16 protein-coding genes and 2 pseudogenes are annotated in these 20253 nt (G+C 64.0%); 11 read left to right on the top strand and 7 right to left on the bottom strand.

The window, feature by feature from the left end:
* Positions 1 to 62: 62 nt before the first annotated feature.
* Positions 63 to 2957 (bottom strand): ATP-binding protein, encoded by a 2895-nt coding sequence (locus tag HAP41_RS29470; protein ID WP_166094537.1) that lies wholly within the window; start codon positions 2955 to 2957, stop codon positions 63 to 65.
* Between the two features lie 249 nt (positions 2958 to 3206).
* A complete protein-coding gene (locus HAP41_RS29465) occupies positions 3207 to 4796 on the bottom strand; it encodes an ATP-binding protein (protein ID WP_224580704.1) in 1590 nt (529 codons plus the stop codon).
* Here HAP41_RS29465 and HAP41_RS29460 point away from each other — a divergent pair.
* Together HAP41_RS29460 and HAP41_RS29455 are read left to right on the top strand one after the other, a co-directional pair.
* The gene (locus HAP41_RS29460) at positions 4795 to 5013 is read left to right on the top strand and encodes a hypothetical protein (protein WP_224580705.1); all 219 of its coding nucleotides are present in this window, start codon (positions 4795 to 4797) and stop codon (positions 5011 to 5013) included. The genes HAP41_RS29465 and HAP41_RS29460 overlap by 2 nt on opposite strands.
* A 367-nt stretch (positions 5014 to 5380) precedes the next feature.
* A complete protein-coding gene (locus HAP41_RS29455; protein ID WP_038955078.1) occupies positions 5381 to 6349 on the top strand; it encodes a catechol 2,3-dioxygenase in 969 nt (322 codons plus the stop codon).
* A gap of 27 nt (positions 6350 to 6376) precedes the next feature.
* Here HAP41_RS29455 and HAP41_RS50395 read toward each other — a convergent pair whose 3' ends face one another.
* The 4 genes and pseudogenes from HAP41_RS50395 to HAP41_RS29445 all read right to left on the bottom strand — a co-directional run bounded on the left by HAP41_RS50395 (position 6377) and on the right by HAP41_RS29445 (position 10427).
* Entirely contained in the window at positions 6377 to 6847 is a 471-nt protein-coding gene (locus tag HAP41_RS50395; protein WP_321576686.1) for a c-type cytochrome, read from the bottom strand.
* 486 nt (positions 6848 to 7333) lie between these two features.
* Positions 7334 to 8569: pseudogene (locus HAP41_RS50390) on the bottom strand (molybdopterin cofactor-binding domain-containing protein); the annotation flags it as partial.
* A gap of 137 nt (positions 8570 to 8706) precedes the next feature.
* A pseudogene (locus tag HAP41_RS50385) lies at positions 8707 to 9945 on the bottom strand (molybdopterin cofactor-binding domain-containing protein); the annotation flags it as partial.
* Positions 9945 to 10427 carry a (2Fe-2S)-binding protein gene (locus HAP41_RS29445; protein WP_166094542.1) on the bottom strand — a complete coding sequence of 161 codons (483 nt, stop codon included), beginning with the start codon at positions 10425 to 10427 and terminating at the stop codon, positions 9945 to 9947. The pseudogene HAP41_RS50385 and the gene HAP41_RS29445, both read right to left, overlap by 1 nt.
* Positions 10428 to 10677: 250 nt before the next feature.
* Between HAP41_RS29445 and HAP41_RS29440 the strand changes: the two genes are divergently transcribed.
* The 9 genes from HAP41_RS29440 (at position 10678) to HAP41_RS29400 (ending at position 19460) form a co-directional block, all read left to right on the top strand.
* On the top strand, positions 10678 to 12135 hold the full coding sequence (locus HAP41_RS29440; RefSeq protein ID WP_175618064.1) for a 6-hydroxynicotinate reductase: 1458 nt from the start codon (positions 10678 to 10680) through the stop codon (positions 12133 to 12135).
* Complete coding sequence (locus HAP41_RS29435; RefSeq protein ID WP_166094549.1) at positions 12132 to 13028, top strand: UPF0280 family protein; 897 nt, start codon at positions 12132 to 12134, stop codon at positions 13026 to 13028. The genes HAP41_RS29440 and HAP41_RS29435 overlap by 4 nt, the downstream gene beginning before the upstream one ends.
* A gap of 15 nt (positions 13029 to 13043) precedes the next feature.
* Complete coding sequence (locus HAP41_RS29430) at positions 13044 to 13628, top strand: amino acid synthesis family protein (RefSeq protein ID WP_063983954.1); 585 nt, start codon at positions 13044 to 13046, stop codon at positions 13626 to 13628.
* Positions 13629 to 13708: 80 nt separating this feature from the next.
* Positions 13709 to 14911, top strand: a complete 1203-nt coding sequence (locus tag HAP41_RS29425; RefSeq protein WP_166094556.1) for an ABC transporter substrate-binding protein — start codon at positions 13709 to 13711, stop codon at positions 14909 to 14911.
* A gap of 152 nt (positions 14912 to 15063) precedes the next feature.
* Positions 15064 to 16953, top strand: coding sequence for an ABC transporter permease (locus tag HAP41_RS29420; RefSeq protein ID WP_166094561.1), 1890 nt, complete (start codon positions 15064 to 15066; stop codon positions 16951 to 16953).
* On the top strand, positions 16950 to 17735 hold the full coding sequence (locus tag HAP41_RS29415; protein WP_063983951.1) for an ABC transporter ATP-binding protein: 786 nt from the start codon (positions 16950 to 16952) through the stop codon (positions 17733 to 17735). The genes HAP41_RS29420 and HAP41_RS29415 overlap by 4 nt, the downstream gene beginning before the upstream one ends.
* A complete protein-coding gene (locus tag HAP41_RS29410; RefSeq protein WP_085404805.1) occupies positions 17732 to 18436 on the top strand; it encodes an ABC transporter ATP-binding protein in 705 nt (234 codons plus the stop codon). Before HAP41_RS29415 ends, HAP41_RS29410 begins: the two co-directional genes overlap by 4 nt.
* A gap of 14 nt (positions 18437 to 18450) precedes the next feature.
* Complete coding sequence (locus HAP41_RS29405; protein WP_063983949.1) at positions 18451 to 18906, top strand: MarR family winged helix-turn-helix transcriptional regulator; 456 nt, start codon at positions 18451 to 18453, stop codon at positions 18904 to 18906.
* Between the two features lie 164 nt (positions 18907 to 19070).
* Entirely contained in the window at positions 19071 to 19460 is a 390-nt protein-coding gene (locus HAP41_RS29400) for a hypothetical protein (protein WP_166105725.1), read from the top strand.
* Between the two features lie 4 nt (positions 19461 to 19464).
* Here the strand turns inward: HAP41_RS29400 and HAP41_RS29395 are convergent, their stop codons facing one another.
* A complete protein-coding gene (locus tag HAP41_RS29395) occupies positions 19465 to 20148 on the bottom strand; it encodes a hypothetical protein (RefSeq protein WP_166094580.1) in 684 nt (227 codons plus the stop codon).
* Positions 20149 to 20253 lie beyond the last annotated feature (105 nt).

Raw genomic sequence — 20253 nt, 5'->3', positions numbered from 1 at the left:
AGCGCGGCGAGCCCGCGACACGGGTTCCTGTGAACTGGTGTGTCTCGACACGAGCGGCCTTGCTAAACCGCGAGCCGGGATCCGTCCCAGGCAACAATGCCAAACTGATCGCAAATCGCGTGCATCTCGGCGAGATCCTCAGCGACGCGGGCGGTGCCAGGCTTCGCCTCGGCGAGCAGTCGCGCCCTCAAACCAAGACATTCGACAATTAGCCATGGATTCCTGATGGTCCTGGCGATGGAAAGAGCAGCATCCAGGGCGCTCAGGCCACGTTCGGATTTCCCGTCCCGAACGAGAGCCTCAGCGTAACCGGCATAGAGAAGGCAGAGCTCGATCTGGCCTGTCCGCAGATGCGTGCCGCTCTCCATACAAGCGTCTATCAGGTCGACGGCCTGATGTGCCTGGCCTGTTCGTGCCAGAGCGGTCGCCATTGCTCCGGTCAGGTTGGCCTTGCTGGCATCGTAGCCGTTACGTTCGACGATCTCCCTTGCAATCGACAGGCATTCCACAGCCTGGTCATTTCGATGGAGCATGAGGAGATTTCGTCCCATCGTAATGCGGGCGAGCATTTGCCCATATGAATCCTGTTCACGAATTGCGATCTCCAATGCACGCAATGCGAATCCGAGCGCCTCCGCATATTGACCTGTTGCATTCATGAACCAGCTCCTGAATGCCAAAACCGTGCATTTTGGACCGGCCGGTGTCCCGAGACGGGCAGTCTCGAGTTCTCCTGTGAGCATTTCATTCAGTTCGTCCATCGCCGCAATCGCGCGATGGACGTGGCCCATGCTGTGCAACACATTTGCCATGATAGTCTGATTTGAAAATATGAGTGCGGTCGATTTCAGCGCTCGAGCCGTTCTCAATCCCTCGCTCGTTATTTGCAGCCCTTCTTCATACCGGCCCTCAAACCAGTAGACCATCCCGAGTTGCGACTGGACGCTGCACACGTGAGCAATCCTGCCTTGGCGCCGCGCCAGCTCCAACGTTCGCGGCAAATGCATATTTACTTTTTTGAATTCGCCGAGTTGCAGCATCGAAGCGAAGCTCATTCGACCGAAGTCGACATATTTTTCTTCGGCGGCTTCCCCAAGACGCTCGATGAGCTTGAGCGCCCGGTCGTATATCAAGCTGAGCGATGAGGCTGCGGCGTTCCGGCGCGCTTCGACGGCGGCCTCCCAGAGATAGCCAAGTGCAGCATCAGCATCTCCGGCTTCCTCTGCATGAAAGGCCAACTGTTCGTAACGACCATCCAGATTCGGGTAGCGCCGAATGATCGCCTGGACAGCGGCCTGGTGGATTTCCAGACGCCGGCCACGCGGTATCGTGTTTGCACAGGCCTCGGCGATGATCTGATGCCGGAAACGCACGGAGTTATCCGCAAGCGGATGGACAAAAGCAAATCGGGCAAGCTCGAACAACGCAGTCAGCAGCTCGCCTACGTCCACGCCGAGCACCGTCGTGGCCAATTGGATTTCGACCTCCTCTCCCAGCAGGCTGAGCGTCTGCACGAATGCCTTCAACTTCGGAGAAAGCCGTTGCAGCCGCGCATGAATCACGGACTCGACGCTCTGAGGCAGCGAATGTTCGCTCGTTGCGTTCGTCGCGTCCGCCGAACGCAAGAACTCTTCCAATACGATGGGGACGCCGTCGGCGCGATCGATTGCTCTCGCAAACACGGTCGGGGATCGAGTTTTCGGCCACAATTGGCGTCCCAAAGCCTCCATGCAGGCCCGCGACAGCGGTTGCAGATGAATGAGCGAGCCCGCAATCTCCATGGACTGGTCTGATGATTCCGGACGTCCGGTCAGCAATATGCAAAGCGGCTGTGGGGTACTTGCGCGAGCAAGCAATTTCAGGAAATGGCGGCTTTCCGGATCGATCCACTGGAGGTCTTCGATCAGCAAGAGAGTTGGTCTATCAAGCGCCAATGCGAGGAAGGCATTGACAAGTGCACGTGCAATTTGCGTTTGCGTATTGTCGGTCAATCGTTGGCGAGAGGACGCTTTTCCGGCGATGAATAGGGCTTCGAGCTTTCTGCGATCGGCTGCCTCGATGTGCAGTTCCGCGAGAGCCTCACGAATATGTGCATCCGAAGATGAGCTGTTTGCAGCGAGCATGTCGCCCACCAAGGTGCGGGCGGCGGCGAACGCGGTGGCACGTTTCTGTACGCCGCCATAAAAGACGCAGCATCTCACGTCGGATGTCAGTGCCTCGGTCATTACGGCTGTCGCAAGGCGGCTCTTACCGATACCTGGTTCGCCCAGCAGCGTGACGGAGCAGCTTTTGGCGCCCGGGCGCGGGAGGAGCTCCCGAAGCGCCGCAAGTTCGTCGACCCGATTCACGATCGGATTTTGATAGCGGCTGGCGATTTCGTTGTGATCGACATCGTCCGGCCGGGCATTCAGCGTGTAGGCCTCGATGACCCGATCGGCGATTCCCGAAGTCGTCTTGTGCGCCGTAAGGCCGAGTGGCGATCGGCACAGCTTTGCGGTTTCGGCGCTAACCCTGATCTCGCCTGCCGCTGCTTCCTGCTGCAGCTTGGCAGCAACGTGCACAGTCGCTCCGGCAACGTCGAAGCGGGCGATGGCATTTTTGCCGCCTATGCGTAAGCCGACCAGGCCGGAGTGAAGTCCGACGCGAAAATTGACCGGATCTCCCCTGGGGCCGGACGACTGGCTATGACTCTGAATGTCCCAGGCTGCGATGCACGCACGATCCGCATGATCCTCATATGCGGTTGGCCAGCCGAATATGGCAATGCCACCGTCTCCCGCATAGTGGACAATCTGTCCCCCGAGACGCTCCACGGAGTTGCGGATGTGATCCAGCCACTGGTCCAAAAACGCTTGAGCTTCATCGGGGTCGCAAGCCGCGATGTGGCGAGTTGAACCCACCATGTCGACGGCGAGCACCGTTATGATGTTGCGATCCGCAATATTGGCACCGCCCACGGACATCCTCGCGCCCCGCGTGCTCAAACCGGCTCCAAAAGGCAAGGGTAGCACGAAGGACAAGCCTTGGGCTATCCGCGAGACGCGGCCTCGATCCGCGATATCCGGGGCATTCCCCGTCTTTCACGACTGTTCGTTGTTCGGGAAATTCCAGAGGCGATCGTGATTGAATCGAGGGGCCGCGGCGTACTGGATGCCCCGGTCAAGCCGGGGCATGACAGCGGAATTTGCCGAAGTGGTGTCCGTTCCTTACCGCAGCGGCTTCTTCAGCAGCGAGAAGCGATCCGGGTCCAGCCCCATCGAGGGCTGCAGCATCGGCGCTTCGGCGGTTGCAAGCGTCTTTGCGGGCGGCTGCGAAAACACCGGATCGTTCGGCACGTCGCGTTGCGAGGTGGCACCGCGCCAGCGTTCGAGCACGGCGCCGACGAAGTGCATGTCGTGACCGGAGGTGACCGACGGCACGCTTGAGATGGTGGCTTCGCCGCGCGGCAATTGATGCGGCGGCACCTCCTTGAAGCGCAGGCGGGTCGGTAGCGCGACGCCTTCGCCGAACGCCAGGACTTCGCGGGTGCCGAGCGATGGCACGAAGGACAGCAGGTTCGCTGCCGCATCCGATACCGCGGCGCGCAGCAGCGCCTGGTCGCGCTCGTTGGCCAGACGCATCGTGAACAGCGTATTGCACTGGGAGATAATGGTGGCGTCGAGCTCGGCCGGACGTTGGGTGATGAGGCCGAGATAGACGCCGTATTTGCGGCCTTCCTTGGCGATGCGCGACACCGCCTTGCGGGTCGGCCCGAAGCCGACATTGCGGTCGGCGGAGGCATATCGGTGCGCCTCTTCGCAGACGAACAGCATCGGCGACACGCCGTCGCTCCACAAGCCGAAGTCGAAGGCCATGCGGCACAGCACCGAGACGACGGAATCGATGACCTCGGCCGGGAAGCCGGCGAGCTGCATCACCGTCATCGGCTTGCCGTTGGCGGGCAGGCGGAACAGATGGCTGATCACCTCGGCCATGGTGTCGCCGCCGACATTGGCGTTGTCGAACATGAAGGCGTAGCGCGGGTCGTTGCGGACGGCCTCGATGCGCGAGATCAGCTTGTGATAGATGATGCGCGAGGAGCGGTTTTCCAGCTTGCCCATGCGCTCGTCGATCAGCGAGATCAAATCGACCAGGCGGTATGGTACCGGCGTGTCGACGGTGAAGCCGACCTGCTTGGGATCGATGCGCTTCAGGCCGAGCCGATCGGTGTTCTGATACTGGGTGTAGATGCCCTTGGCGATCGGGATCACCTCGGCGAGGACGTCGAGCTCCTCGGGCACGCCGGCGCGGCCGCCGAACAGCACGTCGACGATTTCCTCGAAGTTGAACAGCCAGAACGGTAGCTTCAGGTTCCGCGGGTTGAGCACCAGCGCGCGATCGCCGAAGCAGCGGCCATATTCGTTGTGAACGTCGAGCAGGAAGATGCGCAGGTTCGGACGTGATTTCAGGATCTCGTTGAGCAGCAGCGACACGCCGGTGGATTTGCCGACGCCGGTCGATCCCAGCACCGCGAAATGCTTGGAGAGCATTTCCTCGACGTCGACGTAGGCGACGACGGAGCGGTCCTGCTGGAGGAAGCCGACATTGATCTGGTCCGATCCGGTCGGCGCGTAGATCGTGCGCAGCTCCTGGCTCGTGATCAGGTCGACGGAATCGCCGATGGTCGGATAGTTGGTGACGCCGCGCTGAAACTTGGCCTTGTCGGCGGCATTGTGGATTTCGCCGAGCAGGTCGACCGACGCGATGGCGATGTAGTCGGAGCTCGAGAGGTTCTCGCAGGACACCTCGGTGATCATGGCGACGATCACCGAGCTGGCGCAGCGGATGCTGACGAAACGGCCGACGGTGGCCCGAATTTCCGAGACCGGCATCTGGCTTGCCGCCAGCAGCCCGACCCGGGCGAGCGACCCGCGTACCGAAATCACGCGTCCAAAGGATGTCACGATGAATGAACCTGGCATGAGCAAGAGGTTTAACCCTGACTATGCGTGCCGCGGCTGGACAAACGGTTAAACGGCAGGCGCGGGGGCTTTGTTAAATCTGCGACAATTCGGTTGAGAGATTTGCTCCTAATGCATACTTGCGGGCGGAATCGGTAGGGGGATGCCGCTTTTCTAGGCCGATAGGCCCGACAGCGCTTAAGGAAGATTTTACCATTCGGCCAGTCGGTCCGCCGTTCGGGGATGGAGGTCATCCCGGCTGGCGCGTCACTCGATCTGGGCGGCCATGTTTGATTTGTTGACGGGACCTAATCATTTGTACATTAGTACAAATGAACCTGCGGCCTGGATGCCGCCCCCGTACGCTCGAGCGCGTTTGCAGCCTTGCGTCCGGTTGTGCGATCCGGTCCGGCGGATCGCAGCCACCCTTGGAGGAAAGCATGCAGCCCGAACCGATCCTTGATCTTGCTCATCTCGGCCACATGGAGCTGCTGACGCCGAAGCCCGACGAGAGCCTGAAATTCTTCGTCGACGTCATGGGCATGACGGTGAGCGGGCAGAAGGGCGAGTCGGTTTACCTGCGCGGCTGGGACGATTACGAGCGCTATTCGCTCAAGCTGACGGCGTCGAAGACATCAGGCATGGAGCATATGGCGCTGCGCGCGCGCAGCCAGCAGGCGCTTGAGCGCCGCGTCGCCGCGCTGAAAGGCTCCGGCTTCGACATCGGCTGGATCGACGGCGACATGGGGCAGGGGCCGACCTTCCGCTGCCGCGACCCTGATGGCCATATCGTCGAGCTCTATTACGAGACCGAATGGTACCAGGCGCCGCCGGAGCTTAGACCTGCGCTGAAGAACCAGGCTCAACGCTTTCCCGCGCGCGGCGTCAATGTCCGCCGCCTCGACCACCTCAACTGCCTCGCCGTCGACATCAAGGCCAACCGCGAGTTCTTCGAAAACTATCTCGGCTGCCGCCTCACCGAGCAGATCGTGCTCAACGACGGGCGGGAAGCGGCGATGTGGCTGACGATGTCGAACAAGAGCTACGATTTTGCCTATTCGCTCGACCATTCCGGTACGCCCGGCCGCTTTCACCATGTCACCTACGCGCTCGACAGCCGCGAGGAGATTTTGCGCGCCGCCGATATTTTCCTGGAGAACGGCGTGCACATCGAGACCGGCCCGCACAAGCACGCGATCCAGCAGACGTTCTTCCTCTATGTCTACGAGCCTGGCGGCAACCGCGTCGAGGTCGCCAATGCCGGCGCGCGCCTCATCCTCGCCCCCGACTGGAAGCCGATCGTGTGGACCGAGGAGGAGCGCAAGAAGGGCCAGGCGTGGGGATTGAAGACGATCGAGTCGTTCCACACCCACGGCACACCGCCGGTGGAGGCGAAGAAGCACGGCTAGAGCATGACCCGGACCCGAAGGGCCGCGTTAGCGCAAAGTGTGAAGCGGCTTTCCGATTAGGTCGTGCTCCATCAATGCGTTGAGGTGCGCACGCGCGATCGTCTCGCGGACGCCGGTCCAGGCCGGCTTGTCCGGCGCGAACTGCCGGCGCAGGAAGGTGACGAGCTCTTCGACTTGCGCGTCGCTCATGCTGTTCTTGAAGGCGGGCATGTAGCCGAGGTCGCTGGAGACGGGCTCATTGACCCCGTGCAGGACGACCTGCACGAGATTGTCCGATGTCGCGCTGTGCAGATTGCTGTTGAGCGCGAGCGAGGGCCGAGTTCCGAACAGCGGCAGGCCGCCGACCTCGTGGCAGACGGCGCAAGCGCCCTGATAGAGCCGCGCGCCGATGGACGGCACCACCGTGACCTGCGTTGAGCCTTCAAGCTTTGCGGCAAGTGCATCCTGGCCCCGCGTATCGATCGCGGTGTCGTTGAACGAATTGAGATAGACCGCCATCGCGCGGATGTCGGGGTCGGGCAGGGCTTTGAGGTCCTTGACGATCGGCGCCATCGGACCAGCCGCGATGCCGTGAAAGCGCGAATGGCCGGTGCGCAAATAGGCGAACAGCTCGTCCTCGCTCCACGGGATCGGCGCGCGTGAGAGCGAGGTCAGCGCCGGCGCTTCCCAGCCCTCGGCAAAGCCGCCGGCGAGATAGGCTTCGCGTTGCTCCGCGCCGAGCGGGTTGCGCGGCGAATGGCAGGCGCTGCAATGGCCGAGGCTCTCGACGAGATAGGCGCCGCGATTCCACTGCTCGGATTTGGCGGGATCGGGCTTGAATTCTTGAGTCTGATGAAACAGCGCATTCCAGCCCGCAAGCAGCGGGCGGAGGTTGAACGGGAAGGCGAGTGCATTCGCCGGCGCCGTGGCGCGAACCGAAGGCTGGTTCATCAGGTAGGCGTAGAGCGCCTGCATGTCGGCGTCGCTGGTCTTGGCGAAGTGGGTGTAGGGGAAGGCGGGGTAGAGCTGCCGTCCGTCGCGGTGCAGCCCGTCGCGCATCGCGCGCTCGAAGGCGGGATAGGACCAGGCACCAATGCCGGTTTCGACGTCGGGCGTGATGTTGGTTGAGTAGATCGTGCCGAACGGCGTCTCCAGCGCGCGGCCGCCGGCGTTGAGCACGCCATTGAGGCTGGTGTGGCACTTCGCGCAATTGCCGAGTGCTGCGAGTTGCTCTCCGCGCGCGATCGTCGCCGCGGAATAGACCGAGGCATCAGGCCGCGCGATCGGCGCGATGGCGCGTCCGGGCAGGAGTGCTGCGCCGACGCCGATCGCGGCGGTGCAGACGGCCGCGATCGTCGCGAAGATGCCGGCGCGCTTGGCGAACGGATTCTCCCAGATGCGGGACGGCGGCGGCGCTGCGGGCGCGGGCAGAGCTTGCGGCACGGGCGATGTTTCACCGTGCAATCCCTTCAGGATGCCTTCCGGCGTGAACGGCGGCTCGCGGAAGCGCACGCCGGTGGCATCGAAGATCGCGTTGGCAATCGCCGCCGCGCTCGGCACCGAGGCGGATTCGCCGACGCCGAGCGGCGGCTGGTCCTGACGCGGCAACATCAGCACGTCGATCTTGGGGACGTCGGGGAAGGGGATGATCGGATAGGCGCCCCATTCGCGCGCCGTCACCGCGCCGCGCTCGAACGATACCTCCTCCATCAGCGCGCGGCTGGTGGACTGGATGACGTTGCCGTGGATCTGGTGGCGCACGCCGTCCGGATTGATCATCAGGCCGGAGTCCTGCCCGGCGACGACGCGCGTGACGCTGACATCGCCGGTGGACTTGTTCACCGCAACGTCGGCGACCCAGGCCGACCACGCGGCGCCGTAGCCCGGAAACTTGCTGTGGACATAGAGCGCATAGGCAAAGCCGCGCCCGTGCACGACCTCGCCGTCTTTCTCTTCGCGGGCCGGCCGGGGCGTCCAGCCCGCGCGCTCGGCCACCGCATTGACGAGATCGACGGCGCGCTGGTCCTTCAGGTAACGCAGGCGGTATTCGATCGGATCGACCCCGGCCTCGGTCGCGGCCTCGTCGATATAGGATTCATGCGCAAAAGTGTTCGGCAGGGCCGAGACACCGCGAAACCAGGACGCGCGCACGATCGGCGCCATGTCATGGGCGACGACGCGCATGTGGTCGTAGTCGTACGGCGGGATCGCGGTGCGGTCGCCCATCTGGAGTACCGCGGCTCCGGCGAAATCCGGCCCGTCAGAAGCAGCGCCAGCGTTGGCGCCGCGTTCGAGGGATAGCGCGTGGCGAGATCGTAAGCAGCGATGCCGCCGTCAGCGTCGAGCCCACCATTGACGTCGATGAGCTGCGCGGTGCCCTTGGGCTCCCAGGCATGCTCCTGCTCGCGCGTCAGCTGCACGCGCACGGGCCGGCCGACGGCGCGCGACAGCAGCAGCGCATCCGCGGTGACGTCATCGGCGCAGTTGCGGCCGTAGCAGCCGGCGGCCTCCAAGCGGATCACCTCGATCTCGCTCTCGGGACGCTCGATCAGGAGCGCCAAATCGCTGCGCAGGACATGCGGGTTCTGCGTGCCGGACCAGACGCGGATGTTGCCGTCCTGGACATCGGCGACTGCGCAGGACGGCCCGATCGAGGCATGCATCTGATACGGCCACACATAAGTGCGCTGCATCGGCTTGGCCGCGCCTGATATCGCCTTATCGACGTCGCCCTTGTCGATCAGCGTGCGCGGCGTCGATGGATTGGCGCGCAGCGCGGTCTCGACGTCGGCGAGATCGGTCAGATGAGGCGTCGGCTTCCAGCTCACCGCGAGCTGCTCCGCCGCGCGGATCGCGTTCTCCTCGCGCTCGGCGACCACGCCGACGAAATCGCCGATGCTCACGACGGCAATGATGCCGGGAATGTCACGTACCGAGGATTCATCCACCGCGATCAGGCTGGTGCCGACGAACGGGCCGGCATCGACGCCGGCATAGGGCGGACGCACCACCCGGCCGTGCAGCATGCCGGGCAGGCGGATGTCGTGCACGAAGGTCAGCTCGCCCGTCGCCTTGGCGGGCAGGTCGACGCGGGGCGTCGACTGGCCGACGATGGCGTAATCGCCGACAGGCTTCACAGCGACGTCGTCGGCAAGCTCGAGGCGAATGGTCTCGCCGCCGATCAGTTCGCCATAGCTGACGCTGCGGTTGTGCCCGCGGACGAGGCCGTCTTCGATCTTGAGCTCACTGGCCGGCAGCTCCAGCCGCTCGGCAGCGCGCGCGATCAGGAAGTGCCGCGCCTGCGCTGCGGCCTTGCGCAGGGGGACGGCGGTGATCTGGATGGTCTCGCTCGCGATCGTCGCGCCCTGGTTCGGCACCACGGCGGTATCGCCGAGCACCACGACGACGCGTGCAAAGGACACCTCCAATTCTTCGGCGACGATCTGGCCGAGCGCGGTGCGGACCCCGGTGCCGAGATCGACGTGGCCGTTATAGGCCGTGACCGATCCATCCGTGGTGATACGGATGAAGGTCTCGGATGTGACCTCGTCCACGGTGCGGACGACGACGAGCGAACCGGATTGCCGCTCAGCTCCGTTCGAAACAGGGGAGGCCATCAATCAACGGCCTCAGTGATCTGGCCGGATGCGCGCATCACCGCGCGCAGGATTTCGACATGGGTGCCGCAGCGGCAGAGATTGTAGCGCAGCGCCGCCAGCGCCTCCTGCTCGGTCGGCTGCGGGTTGATCGCGAGCAACGCCGTGGTGGTCATGATCATGCCGTTGAGGCAATAGCCGCATTGCGCGGCCTGCTCGTCGATGAAGGCCTGCTGCACCACGTCCGGCTTGTCGCGCGTGCCGAGCCCTTCGAGCGTCAGGATGTCGCGGCCTGCACAGCCGCTCACGGGAATCACACAGGAGCGCGCGGCGGCGCCGTCGATCAGGACAGTACAGGTGCCGCACTCGCCGAGGCCGCAGCCATATTTCGGACCGTTGAGTGCGAGGTCGTTGCGCAGCACATAGAGCAGCGGCGTCTGCGGCGCTGCCGTGATCTCGTGGATCCTGCCGTTCACGGTGAGGCGGATCGGTGTCTGCGTCATCCTCGTTCCCAAGCCCGTGGCCAAGTGCTCGTCAAAACCTACGTCGCGACGATACCGTTTGTACACAAACGTGCAAGCCGCGCATGCCGCACTGCAGCGCGACTGCCTTCTTTGTGGACAGAGCGGATAGGCAAATGGGGTTTTATGCGGCAGCCGCATCTTTTGCGCCGCACCGCCGCTTGACAGCCTTCGGGAGGGCGCGCAACATCGTTCGTATACGAATGATAACCGCAGTCGACTGGCTTTGGACATGGTGACTGAAACGACGAGCGCCGCCATCGACAAGATCCGTTGCGATGCCTGTCCGGTGATGTGCTACATCAAGCCGGGCGCGGCGGGCGCCTGCGACCGCTATGCCAACCACGACGGCAAGCTCGTCCGCGTCGACCCGCATGTGATCCTGGAACGCACCGTCTCGCACGGCGGCAAGCTCGTTCCGTTCAGTCGCACCGAAGACTGGGACGGCAAGATCGTCCACGAGCCCTCGACCTTTGTTACCGCGATCGGTGCGGGTACGACCTATCCCGACTACAAGCCGGCGCCGTTCATCGTCTCGTCCGAGATCGATGGCGTCGATATGGTGACTGTCGTCACCGAGGGCATCTTCTCCTATTGCGGCATCAAGGTGAAGATCGACACCGACCGCTATCTCGGCCCGGAAACCGCGACCGTTCGCGCGCAGGGCGAGGCGGTCGGCCACGTCACGACAAGCGAATACGGTTCGCAGATGCTGTCGCTCGGCGGCGTGCATCATCTCACCGGCGGCTCCAAGAAAGAGGGCCGCGTCACCTGTGACACGCTGATGGATCTCGCCAATTGCAAGGCGGTCGAGCTGACCATCGACGGCGGCGCCAGCGTGGTGGTGCAGGCCGGCCAGCCGCCGATCGTCAACGGCATGAAAGAGGAGCGCATGCGTGTCGGCTGCGGCTCGGCGACGATCGGCATGTTCGCCAAGCAATGGCACGGCAAGGTCGACGAGGTCGTCGTCGTCGACGACCACATCACCGGCGTGCTCTCGGAGCACCAGGCCGGCAAGCTGCTCGACATCGCCGACACCGGCATCAAGATGAAGGGCCGGCGCTCGACGCCCGGCCGCTATTTCCAGGTCGCCGATCCCGGCACGGGGTGGGGCGGCACCAACATCTCCGATCCGCTGGCGATTCTCGGGCCGTTCGATGCCAAGGAAGCCAAGCCTGGTCTCTCCATGCTGATGGTCTCCACGACCGGCGAGCACTCGTCTTACTATGTGCTCGACGAGGCCCTGAAGCCGGTCGAGACCGAGATGCCTGATGACCTGAAGTTCTCGGTCGAGCGCATCCAGGAGAATTGCGAGCCGGCGCTGTGCACGGTGTTGTTCATGGCGGGGGCCGGCGGCTCCTTGCGCGCGGGCGTCACCGACAATCCGGTGCGGCTGACGCGCTCGGTCAAGGACGCTTTGACGCGCGTCACCAGCGGCGGCGCGCCTGTTTATGTCTGGCCGGGCGGCGGCATCACCTACATGGTCGATGTGACGCAGATGCCTTCGGGCGCGTTCGGTTATGTTCCGACGCCGGCGCTGGTCGCGCCGATCGAATTCACGATGAAGCTGTCGGACTACGCCGCGCTCGGCGGGCACATGGATTACGTCAAACCGCTCTCCGAGGTGCAGAACGGCGAAGATGTTCGCCAGTTGCCCTGGCAGAACCCGATTCCGGGACGCCGGGCATGACCAGGCTCCCGCAAATCGCATTGCTGTCTGGTGGCCGGCGGCTGCATTTGCAGGATGGACCGATTGATCTGATCGTGGAGGCGAGGGGGCACGCGGACGCAGTGCGCGCGGCCTATGAGGCGGCGGCGCGGCGTTTCACCGGACTGCTCGACGAACTCTGCGCGGAATTGCCGGAACTGCGGACGGCCGCTGTGGAGCGGACTTCGCTGAAGGGCGTGGTGGCGCGTCGGATGCACGCTGCTGTCGTACCCTATGCCGCCGATTGCTTCATTACGCCGATGGCCGCGGTTGCCGGCAGCGTGGCGGAGGAGATCCTTGGCGCCATGCTGGGCGCTGCGACGCTCGATCAGGCCTATGTCAACAATGGCGGTGATATCGCGCTGCATCTCGGCGAGGGCGAGCATTTCTCGGTCGGCCTGATGGACCGGCCTGATCGTGACGGCGTGCTGCGCAAGATGAGGGTCTACTCCGGTGATCCCGTGCGCGGCATCGCGACCAGCGGGCGTCACGGCCGCAGCTTTTCGCTCGGCATTGCCGACGCGGTCACGGTGCTGGCTGCCACCGCATCGCAGGCCGATGCGGCCGCGACGGTCATCGCCAATGCCGTCGATCTGCCCGGGCATCCCGGCATCATCAGAAAGTCTGCCAACGATCTTCAGCCCGACAGCGATCTCGGCGCGCGTCTCGTCACCCGCGATGTCGGTGAATTGTCGCAGAACGAGGTCGCGGCCGCACTGGAATCTGGCGCGGAATGTGCACGGCAATTGTTCGATCGCGGATTGATCGAGGGTGCCGTGTTGCAGCTTTGTGGTGATATGCTTGTCATCGGAACCAGGGATATGGAAGAGCAACGAACGCGCCCGCGCATGCTGGAGAACGCGGTCTATGCCTGAACAGGGAAGCGAAACATGAGCGCGATCATCCGCAAGATCGTCACCGTCGTCGAAGAGACGCAGATGGAAATGGGCCGCCAGGTCTCGCCGCCGACGCGGCGCGCAGCGGCGATCGCCGTGATCGAAAATCCCTTTGCCGGCAAATATGTCGAGGATCTCTCGCCCCTGATCGCGATCGGCGAGGAGCTCGGCGAGCTCCTGGCGAAGCGCGCGGTGGCGGCGCTGGGTATCGATGGCGCGAAGGCGCAAAGCTACGGCAAGGCCGCGGCTGTCGGCGAGAACGGCGAGCTGGAGCATGCGGCGGCTATCCTGCATCCGAAGATGGGCGCTCCGGTTCGCAAGGTCCTGAGCAAGGGCGCGGCGCTGATCCCATCGTCGAAGAAGCGCAGCGGCCCGGGCACGACGCTGGACATTCCGCTCGGGCACAAGGACGCAGCCTTCGTGCGCAGCCATTTCGACGGCATGGAGGTGCAGATCAACGATGCGCCGCGCGCCAACGAGATCATGGTCGCGGTCGCCGTCACCGATAGCGGCCGTCCCTTGCCGCGCGTCGGCGGGCTGACGGTTGCGGAAGTGAAGGGTGAAGACGGTTTGAAATAGAGTTTGAACCGGGGAGGCGGGCATGGCTTCTCCGACAAGATCACGCTGAAGACGTAGAGAGTTCAAAACTGGAGGTTGGGATGCGAGCGAGAAACACTTTTGTGGGCGCGGCCTTCGCGCTGCTGGCGGGCGGCATGGTTCATTCGGCCGTGGCGCAGGAGATCAAGATCGGCGAGATCAACAGCTACTCGCTGTTGCCGGCTTTCACCGAGCCCTATCGCAAGGGCTGGCAGCTCGCAGTCGAACAGGTCAACGCGGCCGGCGGCATCAACGGCAAGAAGCTCGTCGTCGTCTCCAAGGACGACGGCGGCAAGCCGGCGGATGCGCAGACTGCGGCCAATGAACTCGTCTCCAGCGAAGGCGTGGCGATGCTGACGGGGACGTTCCTGTCGAACATCGGCCTCGCCGTCAGCGACTTCGCCAACCAGAAGAAGGTGTTCTTTCTCGCGGCCGAGCCGCTGACGGACGCCATCACCTGGTCCAAGGGCAACAAGTACACCTTCCGTCTGCGCCCCTCCAACTACATGCAGGCAGCGATGCTGGTGGAAGCAGCCAGCAAGCTGCCGGCCAAGCGCTGGGCGACCATCGCGCCGAACTATGAATATGGCCAGTCCGCGGTTGCGGTGTTCAAGAAGCTGATGTCGGAGAAGCGCCCTGACATCCAGTGGGTTGACGAGCAGTGGCCGCCGCAGGGCAAGATCGACGCGGGTCCGGTGGTGCAGGCGGTTGCCGCGGCCAATCCCGAAGCGATCCTCAACGTCACCTTCGGCGCCGACCTCGTGAAGCTCGTGCGTGAAGGCAACACCCGCGGCCTGTTCAAGGGGCGCGAGGTCGTCTCGTTCCTGACCGGCGAGCCCGAATACCTCGATCCGCTCAAGGACGAGACGCCGGAGGGCTGGATCGTCACCGGCTATCCCTGGTACTCGATCAAGACGCCCGAGCATGACGCGTTCCTGAAGGCCTACCAGGCCAAGTACAACGACTATCCGCGCCTGGGCTCGATCGTCGGTTACCAGACCATCAAGGCGGCTGCTGCGATCCTTGCGAAGGCCGGCTCGACCGATCCGGAGAAATTGATCGCCGCGGCGGAGGGGCTGTCGATGCCGTCGCCGTTCGGCGAGATCACCTTCCGCAAGATCGACCACCAGTCGACGCTCGGTGCCTATGTCGGCAAGACCGCGCTGAAGGACGGCAAGGGCGTGATGGTGGATTCTTCTTACAAGAAGGGCTCGGACTATCTGCCGAGCGACGCCGAAGTCGATAAGCTGCGTCCGAAGGACTGATGTGAAGAGGAACCGGGGCCTCGTGGTTCGAGACGCGCGGCGTTGCCGCGCTCCTCACCATGAGGGTCCCGGACCTCATCCTGAGGAGGCGCGTAGCGCCGTCTCGAAGGATGAAGCCCCATACTGAGACTTATTCTTAACCCGGACCGCCGATGGCCTTTTATGTCGTACAGTTTCTGACCGGTCTCGCCAGCGCAGCGTCGCTGTTGCTGGTGGCCTCGGGCCTGTCGATCATCTTCGGCGTGACGCGGATCGTGAATTTCGCGCATGGCGCCTTCTACATGATCGGCGCCTACGTCGCCTTCACGCTCACCGAGCGGCTTTCGGGCGCGTTCGGCTTCTGGGGCGCGATCGTCATCGCCGCGTTTGCCGTGGCCTTGATCGGCGTCATCGTCGAGATGGTGCTGCTGCGCCGCATCTATCATGCCCCCGAGCTGTTCCAGCTGCTTGCGACCTTCGGCCTGACCTTGATGGTCGAGGATCTCGTCGTGCTGATCTGGGGCCCCGACGATCTCGTCGGCCGCCGCGCGCCGGGCTTCAAGGGCGCCATCGATTTCTTCGGCCAGAACATCCCAAGCTACGATTTGTTCCTGATCGTGCTCAGCCCGGTCGTACTCGGCATTCTCTGGCTGCTGTTCCAGCGCACGCGCTGGGGCGTGCTGGTGCGCGCGGCGACGCAGGACCGCGACATGGTCGCAGCGCTCGGCGTCAACCAGAAATGGCTGTTCACATCCGTGTTTGCGGTCGGCGTCTTCCTCGCCGCACTCGGCGGCGCGCTCCAGATCCCGCGCGATGCCGTGCATCACGCCATGGATCTGCGTATCATCGTCGAGGTCTTCGTCGTGGTCGTGATCGGCGGCCTCGGCAGCATCGTCGGCGCCTTCGTTGCGGCGGTGCTGGTGTCCGAGCTCAACGCCTTCGGCATCCTGATCTTCCCGAAGATCTCCATCATCCTGGTCTTCCTGGTGATGGCGGTGGTGCTGATCGTCCGGCCCTGGGGTCTGTTCGGCAAGCCCGAGGCGCCCGCGCGCAAGACACCAGGCCTCTCCGTTAATCCCTGGCGGCCGCTGACGTCGAACGAGCGGCTCGCTGCGCTTGCCGCGCTCGTCATCGCGGCGACGTTGCCGCTGTTCGCCGGCAATTATGTTCTCACGGTCGGTTCGGAGATTGCGATCTTCGTGATCTTCGCCGTCAGCCTGCATTTCCTGATGTCGGTCGGCGGGCTCGCGTCGTTCGGGCATGCCGCTTATTTCGGCCTCGGCGCCTACGGCGTCGCCTTCCTCGCCAAGATGGCAGGGCTGCCGATGGTCGTGTGCCTGCTGCTCGGGCCGCTGCTGGGCTGCATGGGCGCGGCCGTGTTCGGCTTCTTCGCGGTGCAGCTTTCCGGCGTCTATTTCGCGATGCTGACGCTTGCGTTTGCGCAGATCGTCTGGTCGATCGCGTTCCAGTGGGTGAGCGTCACGGGCGGCGACAACGGCATACTCGGCGTCTGGCCGTCAAGCTGGGCGGCGAGCCCGGGGCATTTCTATTGGTTGGCGCTCGGCGTTGCGGCAATTGTGACGGTTGCGCTTCGGGCCATGGTATTCTCGCCGTTCGGCTACGCACTCAGGGCCACGCGCGACTCGCCTCTGCGCAGCGAGGCGGTCGGCATCAATGCCAAGCGCATCCAGTGGACGGCGTTCGTGATCGCAGGCACGACCGCCGGCATCGGCGGCGCGCTGTTCGCCTACCTCAAGGGCAGCGTCTTCCCCGACAATCTCGGCATCTCGCTGTCGGTCGACGCACTGGTCATGGTGCTGCTCGGCGGCGTCGAGACGGTGTCGGGCGCGGTGATCGGCGCCATCGTCTACAAGGCGCTCAACATCTGGCTGGTCAGCCAGACCGACCTGTCGAAGCTCGTACTCGGCGGCTTCATCGTGCTGATCGTCGTCGTCTTCCCCAAGGGCATCGTCGGCACGCTGGAGATGCTGGCGCAGCGGCGCAGGAAGACATCGCCGCCGGGATCTCCCTTGCTTGCCAAGCCGATCGAGTCCGTCGAATGAGCGTCGCACCCCCACTTCTCGCGGTTGAAGGCCTGTCCAAATCCTATGGCGGCATCCACGCCGTGCGCGGCGTCTCGTTCTCGCTGCGATCAGGCGAAATTTTGGCGCTGATCGGTCCGAACGGCGCGGGCAAGAGCACCTGCTTCGACATGCTCAACGGCCAGAACAAGCCTGATACCGGCCATGTCCGCCTGCTCGGCGAGGAGACCACCGGCAAGAAGCCGCGCGAGATCTGGCGGCTCGGCGTCGGGCGCACTTTCCAGATCACCGCAACCTTCGCGACGATGACCGTGCGCGAGAACGTGCAGGTCGCGCTGATCTCGCATGGCAAGCAGCTGTTCAATCTCTTCGGCTCGGCGCCGAACTTCGACCGCGGCGAGGCCGGGCGGCTGCTCGAGCTCGTCGGCATGGGCGGCTACGCCGATCGTCCCTGCGGCGAGCTTGCCTATGGCGACCTCAAGCGGCTCGAGCTTGCGGTTGCGCTTGCCAACGAGCCCAAGCTGCTGCTGATGGACGAGCCAACCGCCGGCATGGCGCCGCGCGAGCGCGTCGATCTGATGCGGCTAACGGCGCAGATCGCGCGGGAAAAATCGATCGGCGTGCTCTTCACCGAGCACGACATGGACGTGGTGTTCGAGCATGCCGACCGCATTATCGTACTCAACCGCGGCACGCTGATCGCCGAAGGATCGCCGGCCGAGGTGCGCGGCAATCCGCAGGTGCAGGCCGTCTATCTCGGCGAGGGCCTGCTTTACGATGCCGGGCATGGAGCCTCCGCATGAAGCTCACGGTGCAAGACCTCAACAGCCATTACGGCCCGGCGCATATCCTGTTCGACATCGGTTTCGAGGTCGGCGAGGGCGAGGTGGTGGCGTTGCTCGGCCGCAACGGCGCCGGCAAGTCGACGACGTTCCGCTCGATCGTCGGGCTCGTTGCCCAGCGCTCGGGGCGCATCATGTTCGAGGGCAAGGATGTCTCGGCGCGCCCGACGCATGAGATCGTGCGCGACGGGCTTGGTTACGTGCCCGAGGAGCGGCGCATCTTCACTGATTTGACGGTGGAGGAGAATCTCGAGGTCGGCCGGCAGCCGAAGCGTCCGAACGCCCCGCACTGGACCCGCGAAAAGCTGTTCGCGCTGTTTCCAAATTTGGGTGAGATGAAGAACCGACCGGGCGGCCGCATGAGCGGTGGCGAGCAGCAGATGCTCACCATCGCGCGCACGCTGATGGGCAATCCGTCGCTGGTGCTGCTCGACGAGCCCTCGGAAGGCCTGTCGCCGAAGATCGTGGAGCAGATGGTCGATGCCATCCTGACCATGAAGAAGGAAGGCGTCAGCATCGTCGTGTCCGAGCAGAATTTGCACTTTGCGCGGCTGATCTCCGATCGCGCCTATATCATCGAGCGTGGCCGTATCTGCTTCGGCGGCACCATGGCCGAGCTCGACGCGCGTCCGGATGTCCGCGACGCGCATCTGTCGTTGTGAGGGGCGGGGAGCGGATGGCAAGAAGCGTTGCGGCGAAGAAAAGCGTCAAACCGGCAAAATCGTCTTACGTGCTCGACGAGCAGGTCGGCTTCATCCTGCGTCAGGTCTGGCAGCGCCACAGTTCGATCTTCTCGCGCGACATCGGCACCAATCTCACGCCGACGCAATGGGCGGCATTGTCGAAACTGGCCGAGACTGGGCCATGCTCGCAGAACCAGCTCGGGCGGCTGACGGCGATGGATGTCGCGACCATCAAGGGCGTGATCGACCGCCTGACCGCACGAGGCCTGACCGAGACCAGCCAGGATCCCGAGGACGGACGGCGGCTTCTGGTCAGCCTGACGCGCGCCGGTCAGCAGCTTGCGGAGAAGGTCGCGCCGAGTGCGCTCGCGATCACCCGGGAAACGCTGGCGCCGCTCGATGCCAGGGAGCGCGAGATGCTGATGGCGCTGTTGAACAAGCTGCGGTGAGGACGGTGCCGTAGGGTGGCAAAGCGAAGCGTGCCCACCGTTCTTCCTCAAGTCGCAAAGATGGTGTGCACGGCGCTTCGCGCCTTTTGCCCACCCTACGGCAGTTGAACAAGGGGCGGGAACTGGCGACTAACGTCGATGAAGGGTTTATCGAGGTTGTCGTCATGCGAGCAGTCACGCGATTTGCGATGGTTCTGAGTCTTACTGCCGCGTTGGCGAGCAGCTGCACTGCCGCCTTTGCCGCGCAGCCCTACGAGGGCTTCTGGGCGTCGACCAAGAAGGATTGCCGCGATCAGGACAGCGCCAGCCGGATGAGCATCGAAGGCGGCAACCGCCTCTATTGGTACGAGACGCGCTGCCGCGCCGGCGAGATCACCGCAGATGGCAAGCAAAGCTGGAAGATGCGGCTTGCCTGCGAAGGCGAGGGCGAAAAGTTTCGTTCCAATCCCCGGGTTTCGGTCGCGGCGGATGGCCGGCTGGTGATCGAGAATGGCCCGGTCGGCCAGGCCAAGCGCCAGACCTACGTGCGCTGTGAGATCGCAAAGAAGCGCTGATCCCTTACGTCTTCCCCGGCCATTTGGCGCGGTAGCGGATTTCGCTGCCATCGGCGAGCCGCCGCCACGTGCCGAACTCCGGCGTATGCGGCGCCCGGGCCGTCAGGTCGATCGGATAGATCCGGCTCGGCTGGCCCTGGATGTTGACGGCGAGCTGCCGGTGCGAGGTTCTAAAGGCAAGCTCGACTTCGCCCGCGAGAACGGGTTGGTCGCCATCACGGTAGAAGGCGGAGGGGGTCACTTCACCCGGCATGGTGTTGAGGTCGGTCTGCAATTCGATTGCGATGCCCTGCGGTGACGTCGGCACCATGACGCCGGCCGGAAAGCGAACCTCGAACACGAGCAGTGGATTGCTGGCGTTCGGATTGAGCCAGGGCGTGGCGGTCGTATACGCGTAGACGGCGTAAGTGACACCGGCGGCGAGGCAGAGCAGGACGACGACGCCGAGTGACTTCAGGCTGTTGCGTGCGAGGCCGCCGCTATTGTCGTTCTTGGGTGTCGCTAGCTTGGTGGCGAGCACCAGGCCGATGACTGCGCCGATGGGGGCGATGACGAACAGGGCGACCAGCCCCGTCGTGATCGGGTCTGCACGATTGCCGAAGCCGGTCAGCTCGAGCAGCCCGATCGTGGCGATGAAGCCTGCCACCGCACCGGCGATGCCGGCGGCAATCCGCAGCGAACTTTTCATGTCTCCCTCGATGGTCCAGCAATGAACTGCCGCCGCCGAGGGCTGCCTGCGTTAGACGCGGCAGGCAGCAGACTTGTTCAATGCCTTCGAGGCGCGACGCGGAGC

It is taken from the genome of Bradyrhizobium barranii subsp. apii, from assembly GCF_011516635.5.
In the GTDB taxonomy this organism is placed as follows: domain Bacteria; phylum Pseudomonadota; class Alphaproteobacteria; order Rhizobiales; family Xanthobacteraceae; genus Bradyrhizobium; species Bradyrhizobium barranii.
This window is presented reverse-complemented; position numbering and strand designations above follow the sequence as displayed.